This is a genomic window from Nonomuraea sp. NPDC000554, assembly GCF_040300065.1.
Taxonomy (GTDB): Bacteria; Actinomycetota; Actinomycetes; order Streptosporangiales; family Streptosporangiaceae; genus Nonomuraea.
Genome location: NZ_JBEPDC010000020.1, coordinates 1 through 15,650, shown reverse-complemented (window position 1 = coordinate 15,650; position 15,650 = coordinate 1). Strand labels below are relative to the sequence as shown.

Genomic DNA, 15,650 nt, shown 5'->3' with positions numbered 1-15,650 from the left:
GGTACAAACTGCCCTACGCTGTCGAGGCAAGCGCCACCCGAGCCCCGAGGTGGAGCCCGCCGCTGGCGTCCAGCACCTGCCCGGTCACCCAGCGGGCATCGTCGGAGGCGATGAGGGCCACCACGTCGGCCACGTCCTCGGCCCGGCCGACTCGCCCCAGCGCCGCCTGCCCGGCGAGGAACGCCGCCGCCTCAGGCGGGAACAGCGACGCGTTCGCCTCGGTCATGGTCGCGCCCGGTGCGACGACATTCACGGTGATGCCGCGGTCACCCAGCGCCAGGGCGAGGGTGCGGCTCATGGTCTCTATCGCGCCCTTGGTCATGGCGAAGGAGGTCTGCGCGGGGTTGGCGATCCGGGTGACGGCCGAGGAGACGTTGACGATGCGTCCGCCGTCGGCCAGCAGCGGGAGCGCGCGCTGGATGATGAAGTAGGGCGCCTTGACGTTGACCGCGAAGAGGCGGTCGAACTGCTCGGCCGTGTCGGTCTCGATCGGACCGGCCGGGGCGGCCGCGGCGTTGTTGACCAAGATGTCCAGGCGCCGTCCGGCCAGGCCGGCCTCCAGCTCGGTGAACAACGCGTCGGCGGCCCCGCGACCTCCAGGTCCGCGCCGATCGGGAATGCGCTCCCGTCGGCCCGCTCGATCCGCTCGACCGTCTCCTGTGCCGCTGCCGCGTCCTTTCCGTAGTGGACGGCGACCAGGGCCCCGTCGGCGGCGAGACGCTCGGCGACCGCCCGCCCGATACCGCGTGAGGCCCCAGTCACCAGTGCCGTCTTCCCTGTCAGCTGTCCCATTGCGTACCTCGCAAACATGTTAATAACTACCAGTGTGGTAGTTTGTACCTGATGGCAATGGAATCAGCAAGCCTGCGTGAGCGGCGCCGGGCGGAGACCCGGCGCACGCTTCAGGCGCACGCAGTCCGCCTGTTCGTGGCGCGGGGCTACGAAGCGACCACGATCAACGAGGTCGCGCAGGCGGCCGGGGTGTCCGTGATGACCTTGTACCGGCACTTCGCGACCAAAGAGGACTTGGTGCTCTACGACGAGTACGACCGGGAGACCGCGGCGACGCTGGCGGCACAACAGCAGGAGGGGTCACTGCGTCAGCGGATCGGCCGGGCGCTGGTGCAGACCGCCGCAACGGCCGTCGACTCCGACCGGGACCTCCTGCTCGCCCGCCTCCACCTGATGATCTCCACACCCGCCCTGCAAGCCCGCCATCTGGACAGCCAGTACGCCACGGAGATCGCCGTCGTCGACACCCTCTGCGCCGGCATCACCGACCCCGACCTGGAATTCCGTGTCCGCAGCACGGCCTCCGCATGCCTGGCCGCCACCCATGTCGCCCTTGTCCGCTGGGCTGAAGGTGACGGCCGGCAGGACCTCCCCACCCTCATACGCCACGCCCTGGCCGCAGCCTTCGACGCCGAATTCTGAAAGCGCAGAGGCTCAGGCGGTAGTGGTGCTCGATGCGCAGATGCGGCAACCGCGAGAAGGCGCACCTATACCGCGCCAGGCTCGGTGGCGGCTCGCCTGAGCCGCCACCGCGGTGGAGGAACGTCCGCTGATCCTCGGCGACGGCACCAGGGTGCGGGCCCGGGTCAGCCGCGCGCCAGGAACTCGCGCAGGTGGGACAGGACGAGGTCGGGGCGCTCCTCTTGCAGGAAGTGGCCGCAGTCGGGGATCTCGGCGCCCCGGACGTCGCGCGCGTACTCGCGCCAGATGTCCAGCACCGGCACCCGGCTGGGCAGCCCGGCCGACCCCCACAGGGCGAGCACCGGCATCTCCAGCCGCCTGCCCGCCTCCCAGTCGGCGTCGTCATGGGCGGCGTCGTCGGGGAAGGAGGCCCGGTAGTCGTCGAACCCGGCCCGCAGCGCGCCGGGCTGGGAGAAGGCCCGGACGTACTCCTCGACCTCCAGCTCCGCCCGCCGTACCGTCCACTTCTCGAAGAAGTAGCCGAGGTAGGCCCGCACGTCCGCGCCGGCCAGCAGTTCCGGCAGGTCGGGCTGGAGGTGGAAGGTCCAGTGCCAGGTGCCGAGGGCCAAGCCGGTGGTCATGTCGTAGCGGCGCCACATCTCCCTGGTGGGGATGATGTCGAGGAAGGCGGCCCGTTCCACCTCGTCCGGGTGGTCGAGGGCGTAGCGGTGGGCGACGCGGGCGCCTCTGTCGTGCCCGGCCAGCGACAGCGTCCGGTGGCCGAGCGTGTGGGCGAGCCGGCGGACGTCGGCGGCCATCGTGCGCTTGTCGTAGCCGGACGCGGGCTTGTCGGTCCGGCCGTATCCGCGCAGGTCGGGGGCGACGACCGTGTGCTGCTCGGCCAGCGCCGGGATGACCTTGCGCCAGCAGTGCCCGGTCTGCGGCCAGCCGTGCAACAGGACGAGCAGCGGCCCGTCGCCTTCGATGAGGTAGTGCATGCGCAGGCCGTCGAGGTCGGCCGTTCGCGATTCCGCCATTGCTAACTCCACGATGAGGTTACAGGTAACCGCATCATAGAGTTAAGACATGGACTGGGTGTGGGACGGGGGCAGGCCGAGCCTCGACCTGGTGAACACGTACCGCGACCGCAAAACGGGCGGCCGGGAGCAACTGCGCGAGCCCGGCGACCTCGTCGCCTGGCTGGAAGCCGCCGGTCACACGGGCGCGCGCGCCGATGACGAGCGCCTGCGCGAGGCCCGCGAGCTGCGCGACGCGATCAGCCGCTGCGTCGACGCCGCGCTCGCCGGTGCGGAACGGCTCCCGGCCACGGGGGAGGCACAGGTCCGAGGTCAGGGCCAGGATCGTGCCGTGGAACAGGTCCCGGCCGCGGGGGCGGTGCCTTCCCCGGCCCCGGACGATCTCGCCGTGGTCAACGCCTGGGCCGCCCGGCGGCGAGCCCCGGTGCTCCAGCTCGCGGCCGACCTCTCCCTGGTGCGTCCCGCGCCGGCCGATCCCGCGGAGGCGGCGCTCGCGGAGATCGCCCATGACGCGGTGGCCCTGCTCGGCACCGCGGACCGGCTCCAGATCCGCGTCTGCGCCAGCCCGACCTGCGGGCTGCGCTTCACCGACAGGTCCAACGCGGGCAAGCGGCAGTGGTGCTCGATGCGCAGATGCGGCAACCGCGAGAAGGTGCGCCTGCACCGCGCCAGGCTCAGCGGCGGGTCGCCAGAGCCGCCACCGCGGTGACGGCCGTCAGCACGATGCACCCGGCCACGGCCACCGTCGCCCCCTCACGCAGCCCCAGCGCCCCGACGACCGCCGCCACCCCGGCCGCGCCCAGCGAGGAGCCGACGTAGCGGGCGGTGTTGTTCGCGCCCGACCCCATGCTGACCCGGTGCCTGGGCACGCTCTCGATCGCCAGATGGGTGATCGAGGAGTTGATCAGTCCGCCGCCGACCCCGCTCACGGCCAGCCCGGCGACCACCAGTGCGGGCGTGAACGAGGACGCGACGCCCAGCAGCCCGGCGAAGCCCACCGCGCTCAGCGCCAGCCCGAGCGCCAGCCGCGCCGCCGCGCCCAGCCGCACGTGCCTCGACAGCAGCGCCGCCGCGAACGACAGCCCGGACCAGACGCAGAAGAGCGCCGCCGTGACCAGCGGCGTCAGCCCGTGCGCGGCCTGCAGCACGGTCGGCAGGTAGCTGAGCAGGCCGATCACGGCCGCGCCGACGACCAGCGCGCCGCCCGTCGCGACCAGGAACACCGGCCGCCGGAACAGGTCCAGGTCCAGCAGCGGCTCGGCCCGCCGCCGCTCCACCTGGACGAACGCCGCGACCAGCACGGCGGCAGCTCCGAACGCCGCCAGCACCACCGGACGCGACCAGCCGAGACGTCCCTCGGTCACGCCCGCCAGCAGCGCGGCCACGCCCAGGGTGAGCAGCACCACGCCCGGCACGTCGAACCGGCGCGGCTCGGCCGAGCGCGACTCCTCCAGAGCCCGCGCCGACACCACGGCCAGGGCCGCCGCGGCGACGGCCATCAGCCAGTACACCGCCCGCCAGCTCGCCACCGTGGCGAGCGCCCCGGACAGCAGCGGCCCCACGGCGGTGCCCAGCCCGATCATCGCCCCGTACCTGCCGGTGGCCCGCATCCGCTCGGGCCCCGACGGGTAGGCGTGCCCCACGAGGCCGAGGCTGGCCGCCAGCATCGCCGCGCTGGCCCCGCCCTGCACCAGCCGGGCCGCCACGAACATCGGCACCGTCGTGCTCACCGCGGCCATCACGCTCGCCGCGGCGAGCACGACCGTCCCGATCACCAGGACCCGCTTGCGCCCGTAGTCGTCGGCCAGCCCGCCCGAGACCAGCAGTAACGCCGACAGTCCGAGCGCGATCGCCCCGAGAATCCACACCGGCCCCGTCGGCCCCGCCCCGAGCGCCCGCGCCGTCTCGGGCAGCGTGACCATCGGCACCGTGTAGTTCGTCAGCACGAGCAGCGGCGCCGCGGACGCCACGGCCAGAATCTCCCGCCGTACCGTTGGTTCGGTCATTGAACTCATGCCGCGCACCGTACCACGGTTCGTTGAATGAACTAGGGTGGGGTCATGGCGCTCGGCAAGAACTACGACGGCCAGGACTGCTCGCTGGCCAAGGCCCTGGAAGTGGTCGGCGAACGGTGGACCCTGCTCGTCGTCCGCGACGCGATGTACGGCGTGCGCCGTTACGGCGACTTCCTGGCCCACCTCGACATGCCCAGGGCGGTGCTCTCGCAGCGCTTGTCGGCCCTGGTCGAAGCCGGGATCCTGGCGAAGCGCCGCTACCAGGAGGCGCCGCCGCGCGAGGAGTACGTGCTGACCCCGGTGGGCCGCGAGCTCTGGCTGCCCATCCTCGCCCTGTCACAGTGGGGCCAGCGGAACCTCGCCGGGAGTCCGTGCCGCCTCTTCTTCCACCTGCCGTGCGGCACCCGCCTCGACCAGGTCGCGTTCTGCGCGGCCTGCGGCGTCCAGGCGCCCGTCGAGGACGTCGAGATGCGTCCAGGCCCCGGGCTGGCGGACATCAGGGACGACCGGGTCAGCGTCGCGCTGCGGGCACCCCATCGGATGCTGGATCCGATTCCCTGACAAGATTGGAGAAACCCCCGAAGGGAGAGCAGATGAGCTGGGCGGAGATCGAGTCCGAGGCCGAACTGCGCGAGCTACTGGGCGAGGTCATGCCGCGGGCGGCGTTCAAGGAGCGGGTCCGCCTGCACCAGCGCGACAGGGAATGGCTGGCCGCCTCGCCGTTCTGCCTGATCGCCACCTCCAGCGCGGACGGAACCTGCGACGTCTCGCCGAAGGGCGACCCCGCCGGATTCGTCCACGTGATCGACGACACCACGATCGCCATCCCAGACCGCCCCGGCAACCGCAGAGCAGACGGATTCCTCAATATCCTGAAAAATCCGCATGTGGGGCTTATCTCGCTGATCCCCGGACGCAACGAGACGCTCCGCATCAACGGCCGCGCCCGCCTGATCCGCGAGGCCCCCTTCTTCGACGAGATGATCGTCAAGCATCACCGTCCGCACCTCGCGCTCGTCGTCGAGATCGACCAGATCTTCTTCCACTGCGCCAAGGCGTTCATGCGCTCCGGCCTGTGGAAGCCCGACCAGTGGCGGCCCGACGGCCTGCCCTCGCACGCCACCCTGGTCAAGGACGTGCAGGCGGTCGAGGAGACCTTGGAGCAGCTCGAGGCCTACTACGGTGAGTCCTACGCCAAGAAGCTCTACTGAGTTCGAGGAACACCGGCAACGGCTGTTCGGCCTGGCCTACCGGCTGCTCGGCTCGGCCGCCGAGGCCGAGGACGTCGTCCAGGACGCCTACCTGCGCTGGCGCGACGCCTCGCCCGACAACCCCGCCGCCTGGCTGGCCAGGGTGGTGACCAACCTCTGCCTCAACCGGCTGACCTCGGCCCGGGTCACCAGGGAGAGCTACGTCGGGCCCTGGCTGCCCGAGCCCGTCCAGAGCGCCCGGCTGGGCCCGCTGGAGACGGCCGAGCAGCGCGACTCGGTCTCGATCGCGCTGCTCGTCCTGCTCGAACGGCTGACTCCGGCCGAGCGGGCCGTCTTCGTGCTGCGCGAGGCGTTCGCCTACGACTACCGCGAGATCGCCGAGGTGCTCGACCTGTCGGAGGCCCACTGCAGGCAGCTGCGGGGCAGGGCGCGGCGCAGGCTGGGCGAGCCGCGCAGGTTCGACCGGCCGAGCCCGGAACACTGGCGCGAGGTGGTGGAGCGGTTCCTGAAGGCCGCGTCCGACGGCGACCTGGAGAGCCTGGAGCGGCTGCTCACCCGGGACGTGGCGGCCTGGGCCGACGGCGGCGGCAAGGTCGTCGCGGCCAGACGGCCGATCGAGGGCCCGGCCAGGCTGGCGACGTGGGCGGCGGGCACCCTCGCCAAGTTCGGCGTCGGGTACGAGTACTCCTTCGAGGAGTACAACGGCCGGCCCGCGATCGTGGGCCGGCTCGACGGCAGGATCGCCGCCGTGGTGGCGATCGACCTCGACGGCGATCTGATCTCCAGGATCTGGGCGGTGCTCAACCCCGCGAAGCTGTCACACCTGCGGGAGCCCTAGGCGGCCGGGGTGGGGCCGCCGGGAAAGCGGATCACGTTGCGGCCGCTGTAGGCGCGCAGGTCGACGACCTTGGGGTCGGCGGCGGGCCTACGGCGAACCACGGAACGGATGTCGCGCACCGTGTGCCTGGCAACCAGTGGCGGCACCACCACAAGTGTCTTCATCGTGAGCCCCCCGCGTGATGTTTCTGTTACCTATGTTATCTACAGATTCCGCTGTAAGTTGAGTGTAAGAAGCAAGTCAGTAGGGAAGCCGTCGTCCTGACGGGGTTCGCAGGTCCAGCTCCCTGGCCCGGTCCGGGCGTCGCCTGGCCACCGGCTTGACGATCCGCACGCGTCTCATGGTCTGCCCCCTGTCGGTGCTCGGTACCACTGCGGCAACTGTGCGCTCGTCCGCTTGCCGACGGGTTGGCGGGCGGTTGCAGCCAACCGCCCGCCGCGTGCGACGGCTCAGTCCAGTGGGGCCAGGCGCGTCGTCACCCCGATCCGGTTCCACGCGTTGATCATGGCGACGGCCACCACCAGCGCGGCGAGTTGCTTCTCGTCGTAGTGTTCGGCCGCCTCCTGCCACACCGCGTCAGGCACGGCCTCCCGGTCGGCCAGCCTGGTGGCCTCCTCCGTCAGGGCCAGCGCGGCCCGCTCGGCGGGCGTGTAGCAGGGCATCTCGCGCCAGACGGCCACCCCCCACAGCCGCTGGTCGCTCTCGCCCGCCGTGTTCAGCGCGTTGCTGTGCATGTCGACGCAGTACGCGCAGCCGTTGATCTGGCTGGCGCGCAGCTTCATCAGCTCGATCGTGGTGTGCGGGACGCCGCTGCGCTGCAGGAACCCCTCGACGCCGATGAAGTGCTTGTAGGCCTCTGGGGCCAGCTCCGCCACGTTGAGACGCTCGGTCATCGGATCCTCCTGAGTTCGTCGGAAACGCGGAGTGGACGGTACAGGGGGGCGAAAGTGTGACAACTCCAGGGTAACGATCTGCGTCTAACCGGCCGTGGAATCGCTGAGCGCGGGGGATCCGCAGCACATCGGTGAGTACTGGCTGGCAGGACGGCTCGGCTCGGGCGGTCAGGGCGTCGTCTACGAGGCGTACGACGCCGACGGCCGCCGGGTGGCGCTCAAGATGCTGCACGCGACCGGCGACGGCGGCAGCCGCGACCGCTTCGCCAAGGAGGCGACGGCCGCGGGCAGGGTGGCGTCGTTCTGCACGGCCAGGGTGCTGGCCGCCGACCTGGACGGGCCCAGGCCGTACATCGTGTCGGAGTACGTCGCGGGGCCGAGCCTGCGACAGGCGGTGCGCGACGGACGCAGGTTCACCGGTGACGACCTGCACCGGCTGGCGACGGCCGTCGCGACCGCGCTGACGGCGATCCACGAGGCGGGCGTCATCCACCGCGACCTCAAACCCGACAACGTCCTGCTCGGCCCCGACGGCCCACGAGTGATCGACTTCGGCATCGCGCGGACCCTCGACATGTCGCTGACCAGGACCGGCGAGGTGTCAGGCACGCCCAGCTACATGGCGCCCGAGGTGTTCACCGGTCAGCGGGCGGGCGCTCCCGCGGACGTGTTCGCGTGGGGCGCGATCATGGTGTTCGCCGCCACCGGGCAGGACCCGTTCGAGGCCGACAACCTGGGCGGCGTCATGCACCGGGTGCTGTCGCAGCAGCCCGACCTCGGCGCGCTGCCGCCCCGGCTGGCCGCGCTGGTCTCGGTCGCGCTGCGCAAGGACCCCGCGACCAGGCCGACCTCCCGCGACCTGCTGCTCGCGCTGGTCAGCGGCAACGGCGCCGACACTCGGGGGCTTCTGACCCAGGGCAGCCGCGCCGCCGAGGGCGTGCGCGGGCAGAGTGACGGCGACCCGGCGCTCGGCACCCTCGCCGAGGACGCCTACACCGCGCTCGGCCCGCAGGAGCGCGACCTGGCCGCCGAGGTGTTCCTGCGCCTGGTCGCCGTCGACGGGGACGGCCACGAGACCGGCAGGTCGGCCTCCCACGACGAGCTGTTCGGCGGACGTCCCGAGCACGAGGCCGTCGCCGTCCGGCGCGTCCTGCGCGCGTTCGCGTACGTCGTCACCGTGGAGAACGAGTCGGTCGCGCTGTCGCGTCCGGCGCTGCTGCGCGCCTGGCCGCGCCTGCGCATGTGGGTGGACGCCGACCGCGAGGGGCTCGCCGTGCTGAGCCAGATCACCAGCGCGGCGCGACACTGGACCGAGCACGGCAGGCGCGACGGCGACCTGCTGCAGGGCAGCCGTCTGGAACAGGCGCTCAGCTGGGCCGCCACCGGCCGCCGCCACGTGACGCTCACCCCGCGCGAGCGCGACTTCCTCCAGGCGGGCACCGCGCTGACCAGGAAACGCACCAGGCTCAAGACCCTGACCACCACAGCGCTGGCAGGACTGCTGGTGGTGTCGCTGGTGGCGGGCGGGCTGGCGCTGTGGCAGCGCCAGCAGGCCACGGAGCAGCGCGACGTCCTCACCGCCAAGCAGGTGGCCGCGGAGGCGGACCGGATGCGCACCACCGACCCGGTCCTGGCCATGCAGCTCAGCGTGGCCGCCTGGCGGGTCTCCCCGCAGAGCGAGGCCCGCTCCGCGCTGACGGCCTCGTTCCAGCAGCACGAAACCGCCGTCTTCCGCGACCCGCCGGTCAAGGGCGTGGCCAGCAGGGCGCTCAGCCGCGACGGCCACACGCTGGTCAGCGTCAGCGAGGGCGGCGTCAACGTGTACGACGTCCGCACCGGCAGGCGCACGGGCGGCTGGCAGGGGCAGGGGCTGAACGGGGGGATGCGTCAGGACCCGGTGCTGAGCAGGACCGGTCGGCTCCTCATGCTGGCCACGTACGACGAGTTCGGCGTCTGGAACCTCGCCACCGGCAAGCGGCTGCTCAAGCAGAGCTTCCCGCCGGGCAGCTCGGACAAGCACGTCACGATGGGCGAGGACGAGGCCACCCTCGCCGTCACCGACGACAGCACCCTCGACCACCTGGTGGACATCCGCACAGGCAGGACGTTCGGCAAGGGCGCCGATCTGCCCAGCTGGGCTCCGCTGATCGACCAGACCGGCAGGCACCTGGTGCTCCCGGACGACGGCTTCGCCGTGCGCGCCCTGCCCGGTTTGACCCCGGAGCGCCGCTACTCCCGCTGCGGCAAATCCCGCCCGGTCGCCGCGTTCTCGCCCGACGGCGCCAGCCTGGCCTGCGCGGGCAGCGACGTGGTGCTCGTGGACGCGGCCACCGGACGCCGCCGCGACACGCGCGACTGGTCCTGCGACGTCTGCGGCGACTCCTTCTACTCGCAGCTCCGCTTCAGCCCCGACGGCCGCTACCTCGCCGCGTACAACAAGCGGAACATCCAGGTCTGGAAGGTCGCCGACCACGAGTACGAACTCCTCTCCTACCAGGCCGAGGGCCAGCTGACCGACGTCAGGTTCGACGGCACGACGCTGCGCTACCTGGAGGACGACGCCGTCATCAGCGTGGACCTCGCCCCGCGCGCGGCCTCGACCAAGATGGGAGGCAAGGCCGTCCTCAGCCCCGGCAGCCAGTGGGCCGCGATCGGAGGCTTCGAAGCCAAGCACGTCCGGCTGTGGGACGTGCGCGGGCACAAGGAGGTCGCCCGATTCCCCATCCAGGCCGACAGCGCCTCCCAGCTGCTGGTCTTCGACCCGCCAGGCAGGCGGCTCATCATCGGGCAGGAGTCGGGCCGGATCGAGCTGATCGACGTCGGCACCCGCAAACGGATCTGGTCGATCCTCTCACCGCACTCCGACTCCCAGATGCCGTCACGGGCCGAGTTCAGCCCCGACGGCCGGACCATCGCCCTCACGCTCGGCCCGCGCGGCCAGGCCGATGACTACCGGCTGGCGGTGCTCGACGCCGCCACCGGCCGCGTCCTGCACGACAGCCGCACGATCGGCGACGGCGGCCCGTACCTGCCCGACGGCAAGCGGCTCGCCACCGGCTCCGGCAGGTTCGTGGACGTCGCCACCGGCAAGCCGGTCGGGACGGGCTACGACACGTCCTGGCGCGGAGGCGCAGGCGTCGCTCTGAGCAGCCGCGGCCTCATGGCCGTCGCCTATGACGAGATGGGACGCGTCTCGCTCTGGGACCCCACCGGGCCTAAGGCGGTGCGGCCCATGCTGGCCAGATCCGGAGGCGGGAGCGGCGCCCTGGCCTTCTCACCTGCCGGTGACCTGCTCGCGACGGGCGGCGGGGGCGATGTCCAGCTCTGGGATCCCCTCAACAGGCGGCGGATCGGCGGCTTCTTCGACACCCAGACGATCCAGGACACCGACTCGCTGACTTTCAGCGCCGACGGAACCCAGCTGTACTACTCGGCCGACGGCGCCGTCACGGAGTTCCCCGTCGGGCCGGAGCAGGTCGCGGCGGCGGTGTGCCGGCGCGTCGGCCACGCGCTGAGCGAGTCCGACTGGAACCGCTACCTGAAGGACGTCCCGTACCGAAAGGTCTGCTAGCTCAGCCCCCTCGACCCCAGCACTCCCAGACCACCGGCCCGGCCACCCACACCGCTGTTCCGGCCACCCACGCATCCAGGCGCCCGGACCAGACTCTCACTCGCGCCACCGCGCGCTCCGAACCACCGAGGGTCGGAACCACCGAGGGTCGGAACCACCGAGGGTCGAAACCACCGAGGGTCCGAATCACCGTGCGCCCCTACCACCGAGCGGGTCGGGCTGCCGTGCGGGTCGGGTTGCTGTGCGGGTCGCGCCGGGCCGGTGGTCGCGGGGATCGGCGCGCCGGGCCGGTCGGCTGGATCAGCGGCGGCGGACCAACATCATTGTGATGTCAGGACCCCGATAGTGTTCGCCATATGCAACGAATGACGGGTATGTTGATCGGCGCTACCTTTGGTGCGATTTTCGTGTTCATCAACGCCCACGCCCCCCTCAACGCGGTGATCGGCACCCTTCTCCGGATAGTCGCCGCTCTCGCTCTGGCGAGCGTCATCGCCATGTGGTTCCAGGCCATCCGCCGTGCGCGGGCCACCGGCGTCGAACCGGCTCTCCCCGGCCAGGCCCAGGGAGCCGCCATGTTCGGCCGGGGTTTCGCCGTGGTCGTCGTCGTCGAGGCCGTCGCCCTGTTCGGCGGCATCGCGCTCATGCGTGCCTGGCAGGTCCCTGAACAGGCCAACGTCGCCTGGATCGCGTTCGTCGTCGGCGTGCACTTCGTCGCGCTGGCCCCGGTGTGGAAGAGCCGCTCGATCGCGCTGCCCGGCGCCGTCCTCACCGTGCTCGGCGTCGTCGGCTTCGTCATGGCGGCGACTTCCGCGCTGGACTGGGTTCCGTTCGTCAGCGGCGTGCTGTCCGGGGTGACCCTCCTGGCGGGCTGCGTCACCTCGTCCTGGAACGGCCTGGCCTCCCAGCAGGAGGCGACGCTGACCACCCGCTAACCCTGGGGTCGTCTCAAAAGGCGTCGCGGCCACCCGGCGGTCGTCCGCTAGCCCCGGCAGTTGCCCCAGGACTTGCGTCCGCCCCAGGCCTCGATCCGGTTGTCGGGGTCGCGGGTCCAGCCGGCGTACTTCACGCACTTCCAGCTTCCGTCGACGTGCCCGGTCTCGGCGTAGTACTTGTACCGGCGCACGTCCTGCGAGCGGGCGCCGCCGCGCACCTCGATGCTGGCGCCGGTGACCGTGCGGGTGCCCGTGAACGCGGTCTTGATCGCGGCCACGCAGTTCTTGCCGCTGCGCTTGTTGTACATCAGGTACACGTGGCCGAGGAGGACGCCCTTGCGGGTCCGCATCTCCCGGTGGCCGTCCTCGACGCGGTGGAAGCCCGGGCCGCAGATCTGCTCGGGGGAGTAGGGGGCGGCAGTGGTGGCGGAGGCGGCGGCGGGGGTGGCGGCGATCCCGGCGGCGGCCAGAGTGGCCGCGATGACCGTTCGCGTAAGCACAAGCTTCCCTTCCGTAGACATTATGGAGATCGTCGATCTTTACCGGGACATAACCGTACTGCAAGGGGATGTGGTGAAGGCGCTGGTTCTCGTCTGTGCGGCCTGGGGAGTGTCCTGGGGCTCCTGGTCGGCGCTGCTTCCGGCCGTCAAGGAACAACTCGCCGTCTCCCCGGCAGACCTCGGCCTCGCGCTGAGCGCCGTGCCGGTGGGCGCGATCCCGGCGATGGTCCTCGCGGGCCGCCTGGCCAGGGGCAGAGAGCGCGCCGGCCTCGCCATCTCCTGCGTCTCCTTCGCCCTGAGTCTCGCCGTCCTCGCCCTGCTCACCTCGTCGGAGGCCGGCCGGCTGGCGCCGCTCCTGGCGCTCGGGCTGCCCCTGTTGCTGGTCGGCGCGACGAGCGGGGCGATCGACGTGGCGCTCAACCTGGCGACTGGACGGGCCGAGCGGGAGACCGGTCGCAGGTTGTTCCAGCCGGTGCACGCCGCCTTCCCCGTCGCGGTGATCGTCGCCGCCCCCGCCACCGGCCTGGCCCGAGAACTCGGCCTCAGCCCCCGGACCGTGCTGGTGGCCGCCGCCGTGGCCGTCCTGGCCGCGTCCACGTCACTCGTCACCCTCCCCGCGGGGAAGGACGGCCTGCCGCCCGCCGACGACCAGGCTGGCGGACGGCGTCGCTGGACGGCCGCCCTCGTCATAGGCGGGCTCATCGCGTGCGTCCTGATCATCGAGAACGCCGTCGAGCAGTGGTCGGTGCTGCTTCTGGAGGAGCACCGGGACGCGTCGGCGCTGGTGGCGAGCGCCGCCCCGGCCGTCTACATGGGGGCGCTCACGGCGGGCAGGATCATCGCCCAGGCCCTGCCCCGCCTGCCGACCAGATTCCACTACCTGGCGGCGGGCGCGGGAGGCGGCGCGGGCATCGCGCTGGCGGGCCTCGGCGGCTCGGCGGTGGCCTCGCTGGCCGGGTTCGCGCTGACCGGGCTGGCCCTGGGCCCGCTCGTCCCGGCCGTGCTCAGTCAGGCCGCGGCCGAGGACCCCACGGGCACCCTGGTGTCGGCGCTCTCGACGATCTCGTACGCGGGCTTCGTCGTCAGCCCCCTGCTGGTGGCCGCCCTCACGTCCTGGATCGGCCTGCCCGCCGCGCTGGCCGCCCTCGGCCTGCTGGCGCTCCCGCTCCTGGCCCAATCCTTCAGGACGTGAACATGGTCATACCTTGGGACAACCAGGGCAGGCGACGGGGTATCAGCCCGGCGAACAGAGAGCGTGAGGTGATCACCATGGCCGTCTGCGAAGCCTGCGGCAACGACTACGACATGGCCTTCGAGGTGCACGCCCAGGGCGGGGTGCACACCTTCGACTCCTTCCAGTGCGCGATCCAGACGATGGCGCCGATCTGCGAGCACTGCGGCACCAGGGTCATCGGCCACGGGGTCCAGTCGGGCGAGCACTGGTACTGCTGCGCGCACTGCGCCCGCCAGGAGGGCACCACGGGCCTCGTCGACCGCGTGATGGCAGGAACATCCGCCTAGGCGCGGGCGACCAGGTCATCCGCCTAGGCGGGCGACCAGGAGCGAGCGGGCCTGATCAGAGGAACGAGCCGACGAGGCCGGCGAACTCCTCGGGGCCGAAGAACGCAGGCCCAGGCGTTCGGCCTGCCTTCTCTCCCGCCGCCAGCAGCGCTCGGCGAGGGTAGCCAGGGCGTCGTCGATTTCACCCTTGTACTGGGCTGATCGGCCGAGGTCAGCCGAGTTCGGCCAGCGCGGCCATCTTCGACCCGTTCGCGCCGAGGATCCGCGGATAGGCGGTGTCCGGCGCGGGCGGCCAGGTCTGGCCGTCCACGCCGGTCCAGCTGGCAGACCGCCGCCCGCTCGACCGGCGCTGTGCTGGTGAACGTGACCGGCATCCGCTGGCCACGACATCAGAGCCCTGCGCCCCGACCTGACCATGATTGCCTTGGACGGAGTCGAACCGGCGCACGTCGTCCTGGCCACCCGCGCCGACGACCGCAGTCGCCTGGTCACCGCGTTCCGCAAAGTACGCCCTGGCCCGACTCACCGGCCCCGAACCCAGCAGCCCGGCCGAGCCCGCCGATTCGTGACCGCATGACCGGCCGCGGAAAGACCGAGCCGGAGATCAGACACTCCCAGCCGAGCAGCACGCAAGACCGAGGCTAGCCCTTCATGAGTTCGGCGAGGCGGTCCCAAGCGGGGGATGAGGCTCCGGGCTGGGATTGCGCGGCCAATCGGGCGATAGCCGGGTTGTGGACGGGGCGGGTCTCGGATCGACTGTGGTGATGGGTGAACCAGTTCCGGGTACGGTCCGCGAGATCGGGGAGGCGGGGATCGTTCGGCGACCAGTCGTAGGCGGCGTCATGTTCGAGGTAGAGGGCGCGGAACTCGGGATCGGTCATGAGCTCGCGCTTTTCGTCGATCCACAGGGAGGCGTCCTCGGGTGAGGCTGTTTGCATGAGGATCCAGCCGTCGCGTTCCAGGTGCGTCTGGCGCTCGCTGACGCCGAGTTCGCGCAAGTCGTCGAGATAGTCGGCGACTTCCGGGGACACGAAAAGCCGGTCGCCGCCGCGCAGCTGGGTGAGTTGGTCGCGGGTTCGCCGCAGCTGCGCGATGCGGTCTTGGAGGTCGTGGTCGATCTCGGCGATGGCTGCCGTGAGGGTGTCCGGGTCGGCGTCGAGAAGGTCTTTGATGCGGGCCAGTGGCACGCCCGCATGGGTCAGGGTCCTGATCTTGACGAGGTCGACGGCGTCTTTGGCGGTGTAGCGCCGGTAGCCGGACGCGTCGCGGTCGGGCTCGGCGAGCAGGCCGCGCTCGTGATAGTGGCGGATGGCTTTGATAGTCACTCCGGCGTAGTCCGCGAGCTGGCCAATCGTGAGCATGCTGGACATCCTTCCACTCGGCGGTCAGGTCGTTCGGAACGGTCAGGCCCGTCGGGTCAGGCGGCCGCCGCCGTTGCGGAAGCGCGCTTGGCCGTCGCGGGCGTCGTGGTAGGAGACGAGCAGCAGTCGCAGGTATCCGTCGAACGTTTCCAGTGGGTATCCGGCGGGCGCGAAGAGGCCGGGCCGGATCGGCACGTAGCGCTGCGGCGGGGCGGAGGTCATGCCGCCGGCGAACTCGGTGAAGATCCGCTCCTGCGTTTCGTCCGCCGGTTCGTAGGTCATCCGCTCCTCGAGCTGACCATCGACGATGCTGACGTCGATGCGGAGCTGGTTGGAGCGGTAGGTGCCCACATAG

Annotated in this window: 17 protein-coding genes and 2 pseudogenes; 10 read left to right on the top strand and 9 right to left on the bottom strand. The window is 71.5% G+C overall.

The genetic code is table 11. The annotated features are described in order from the left end of the window. Positions 1-13: 13 nt before the first annotated feature. On the bottom strand, positions 14-574 hold the full coding sequence (locus tag ABT294_RS32335; protein WP_350810093.1) for an SDR family oxidoreductase: 561 nt from the start codon (positions 572-574) through the stop codon (positions 14-16). Between the two features lie 80 nt (positions 575-654). After that, positions 655-792: pseudogene (locus tag ABT294_RS32330) on the bottom strand (SDR family NAD(P)-dependent oxidoreductase); the annotation flags it as partial. A gap of 51 nt (positions 793-843) precedes the next feature. Here ABT294_RS32330 and ABT294_RS32325 point away from each other — a divergent pair. After that, on the top strand, positions 844-1,434 hold the full coding sequence (locus ABT294_RS32325) for a TetR/AcrR family transcriptional regulator (RefSeq protein ID WP_350810092.1): 591 nt from the start codon (positions 844-846) through the stop codon (positions 1,432-1,434). Positions 1,435-1,457: 23 nt separating this feature from the next. Beyond that, positions 1,458-1,565 (top strand): annotated as a pseudogene (locus ABT294_RS32320) (CGNR zinc finger domain-containing protein); the annotation flags it as partial. 33 nt (positions 1,566-1,598) lie between these two features. Here the strand turns inward: ABT294_RS32320 and ABT294_RS32315 are convergent. Then, positions 1,599-2,450: an alpha/beta fold hydrolase gene (locus tag ABT294_RS32315; RefSeq protein ID WP_350810091.1), complete on the bottom strand. Its 852-nt coding sequence runs from the start codon at positions 2,448-2,450 to the stop codon at positions 1,599-1,601. Between the two features lie 49 nt (positions 2,451-2,499). Here ABT294_RS32315 and ABT294_RS32310 point away from each other — a divergent pair, with 49 nt between their 5' ends. After that, positions 2,500-3,159, top strand: coding sequence for a CGNR zinc finger domain-containing protein (locus ABT294_RS32310; RefSeq protein WP_350810090.1), 660 nt, complete (start codon positions 2,500-2,502; stop codon positions 3,157-3,159). On the opposite strand, the gene ABT294_RS32305 is transcribed toward ABT294_RS32310, so the two are convergent. Then, entirely contained in the window at positions 3,125-4,465 is a 1,341-nt protein-coding gene (locus ABT294_RS32305) for an MFS transporter (protein ID WP_350810089.1), read from the bottom strand. The two genes, ABT294_RS32310 and ABT294_RS32305, sit on opposite strands and share 35 nt — an antisense overlap. A 45-nt stretch (positions 4,466-4,510) precedes the next feature. Between ABT294_RS32305 and ABT294_RS32300 the strand changes: the two genes are divergently transcribed. From ABT294_RS32300 to ABT294_RS32290, 3 genes are read left to right on the top strand one after another with little or no spacing between them, the layout of a single operon-like run. Further along, positions 4,511-5,026 (top strand): winged helix-turn-helix transcriptional regulator, encoded by a 516-nt coding sequence (locus ABT294_RS32300; protein WP_350810088.1) that lies wholly within the window; start codon positions 4,511-4,513, stop codon positions 5,024-5,026. Positions 5,027-5,058: 32 nt separating this feature from the next. Further along, the gene (locus tag ABT294_RS32295) at positions 5,059-5,676 is read left to right on the top strand and encodes a pyridoxamine 5'-phosphate oxidase family protein (RefSeq protein ID WP_350810087.1); all 618 of its coding nucleotides are present in this window, start codon (positions 5,059-5,061) and stop codon (positions 5,674-5,676) included. Continuing rightward, positions 5,648-6,514: an RNA polymerase sigma-70 factor gene (locus ABT294_RS32290; protein WP_350810086.1), complete on the top strand. Its 867-nt coding sequence runs from the start codon at positions 5,648-5,650 to the stop codon at positions 6,512-6,514. Before ABT294_RS32295 ends, ABT294_RS32290 begins: the two co-directional genes overlap by 29 nt. Here the strand turns inward: ABT294_RS32290 and ABT294_RS32285 are convergent. Beyond that, positions 6,511-6,678, bottom strand: a complete 168-nt coding sequence (locus ABT294_RS32285; protein WP_350810085.1) for a hypothetical protein — start codon at positions 6,676-6,678, stop codon at positions 6,511-6,513. The genes ABT294_RS32290 and ABT294_RS32285 overlap by 4 nt on opposite strands. 285 nt (positions 6,679-6,963) lie before the next feature. Then, complete coding sequence (locus tag ABT294_RS32280) at positions 6,964-7,407, bottom strand: carboxymuconolactone decarboxylase family protein (protein WP_350810084.1); 444 nt, start codon at positions 7,405-7,407, stop codon at positions 6,964-6,966. 94 nt (positions 7,408-7,501) lie between these two features. Between ABT294_RS32280 and ABT294_RS32275 the strand changes: the two genes are divergently transcribed. Together ABT294_RS32275 and ABT294_RS32270 are read left to right on the top strand one after the other, a co-directional pair. Then, the gene (locus ABT294_RS32275; protein WP_350810083.1) at positions 7,502-10,978 is read left to right on the top strand and encodes a protein kinase domain-containing protein; all 3,477 of its coding nucleotides are present in this window, start codon (positions 7,502-7,504) and stop codon (positions 10,976-10,978) included. A 407-nt stretch (positions 10,979-11,385) separates the two neighbouring features. Continuing rightward, positions 11,386-11,913, top strand: coding sequence for a hypothetical protein (locus ABT294_RS32270; RefSeq protein WP_350810082.1), 528 nt, complete (start codon positions 11,386-11,388; stop codon positions 11,911-11,913). A 47-nt stretch (positions 11,914-11,960) separates the two neighbouring features. Here the strand turns inward: ABT294_RS32270 and ABT294_RS32265 are convergent, their stop codons facing one another. After that, on the bottom strand, positions 11,961-12,413 hold the full coding sequence (locus ABT294_RS32265; RefSeq protein WP_350810081.1) for a hypothetical protein: 453 nt from the start codon (positions 12,411-12,413) through the stop codon (positions 11,961-11,963). A gap of 73 nt (positions 12,414-12,486) precedes the next feature. Here ABT294_RS32265 and ABT294_RS32260 point away from each other — a divergent pair, with 73 nt between their 5' ends. Then, complete coding sequence (locus ABT294_RS32260) at positions 12,487-13,605, top strand: MFS transporter (RefSeq protein ID WP_350810080.1); 1,119 nt, start codon at positions 12,487-12,489, stop codon at positions 13,603-13,605. Positions 13,606-13,682: 77 nt separating this feature from the next. Continuing rightward, entirely contained in the window at positions 13,683-13,934 is a 252-nt protein-coding gene (locus ABT294_RS32255) for a metallothionein (RefSeq protein WP_350810079.1), read from the top strand. Between the two features lie 641 nt (positions 13,935-14,575). Here the strand turns inward: ABT294_RS32255 and ABT294_RS32250 are convergent. Together ABT294_RS32250 and ABT294_RS32245 are read right to left on the bottom strand one after the other, a co-directional pair. Continuing rightward, complete coding sequence (locus ABT294_RS32250; RefSeq protein WP_350810078.1) at positions 14,576-15,295, bottom strand: MerR family transcriptional regulator; 720 nt, start codon at positions 15,293-15,295, stop codon at positions 14,576-14,578. Between the two features lie 42 nt (positions 15,296-15,337). Continuing rightward, positions 15,338-15,650 (bottom strand): hypothetical protein (locus tag ABT294_RS32245; protein ID WP_350810077.1); only part of this gene is annotated, 313 nt, incomplete at its 5' end.

Excerpts from the sequence above, each read along its gene's own strand:
- ABT294_RS32255 (WP_350810079.1), top strand. The coding sequence starts at position 13,683 with ATGGCCGTCTGCGAAGCCTGCGGCAACGACTACGACATGGCCTTCGAG.
- ABT294_RS32295 (WP_350810087.1), top strand. The coding sequence starts at position 5,059 with ATGAGCTGGGCGGAGATCGAGTCCGAGGCCGAACTGCGCGAGCTACTG.
- ABT294_RS32310 (WP_350810090.1), top strand. The coding sequence starts at position 2,500 with ATGGACTGGGTGTGGGACGGGGGCAGGCCGAGCCTCGACCTGGTGAAC.
- ABT294_RS32285 (WP_350810085.1), bottom strand. The coding sequence starts at position 6,678 with ATGAAGACACTTGTGGTGGTGCCGCCACTGGTTGCCAGGCACACGGTG.
- ABT294_RS32315 (WP_350810091.1), bottom strand. The coding sequence starts at position 2,450 with ATGGCGGAATCGCGAACGGCCGACCTCGACGGCCTGCGCATGCACTAC.
- ABT294_RS32300 (WP_350810088.1), top strand. The coding sequence starts at position 4,511 with ATGGCGCTCGGCAAGAACTACGACGGCCAGGACTGCTCGCTGGCCAAG.
- ABT294_RS32250 (WP_350810078.1), bottom strand. The coding sequence starts at position 15,295 with ATGCTCACGATTGGCCAGCTCGCGGACTACGCCGGAGTGACTATCAAA.
- ABT294_RS32325 (WP_350810092.1), top strand. The coding sequence starts at position 844 with ATGGCAATGGAATCAGCAAGCCTGCGTGAGCGGCGCCGGGCGGAGACC.
- ABT294_RS32280 (WP_350810084.1), bottom strand. The coding sequence starts at position 7,407 with ATGACCGAGCGTCTCAACGTGGCGGAGCTGGCCCCAGAGGCCTACAAG.
- ABT294_RS32305 (WP_350810089.1), bottom strand. The coding sequence starts at position 4,465 with ATGAGTTCAATGACCGAACCAACGGTACGGCGGGAGATTCTGGCCGTG.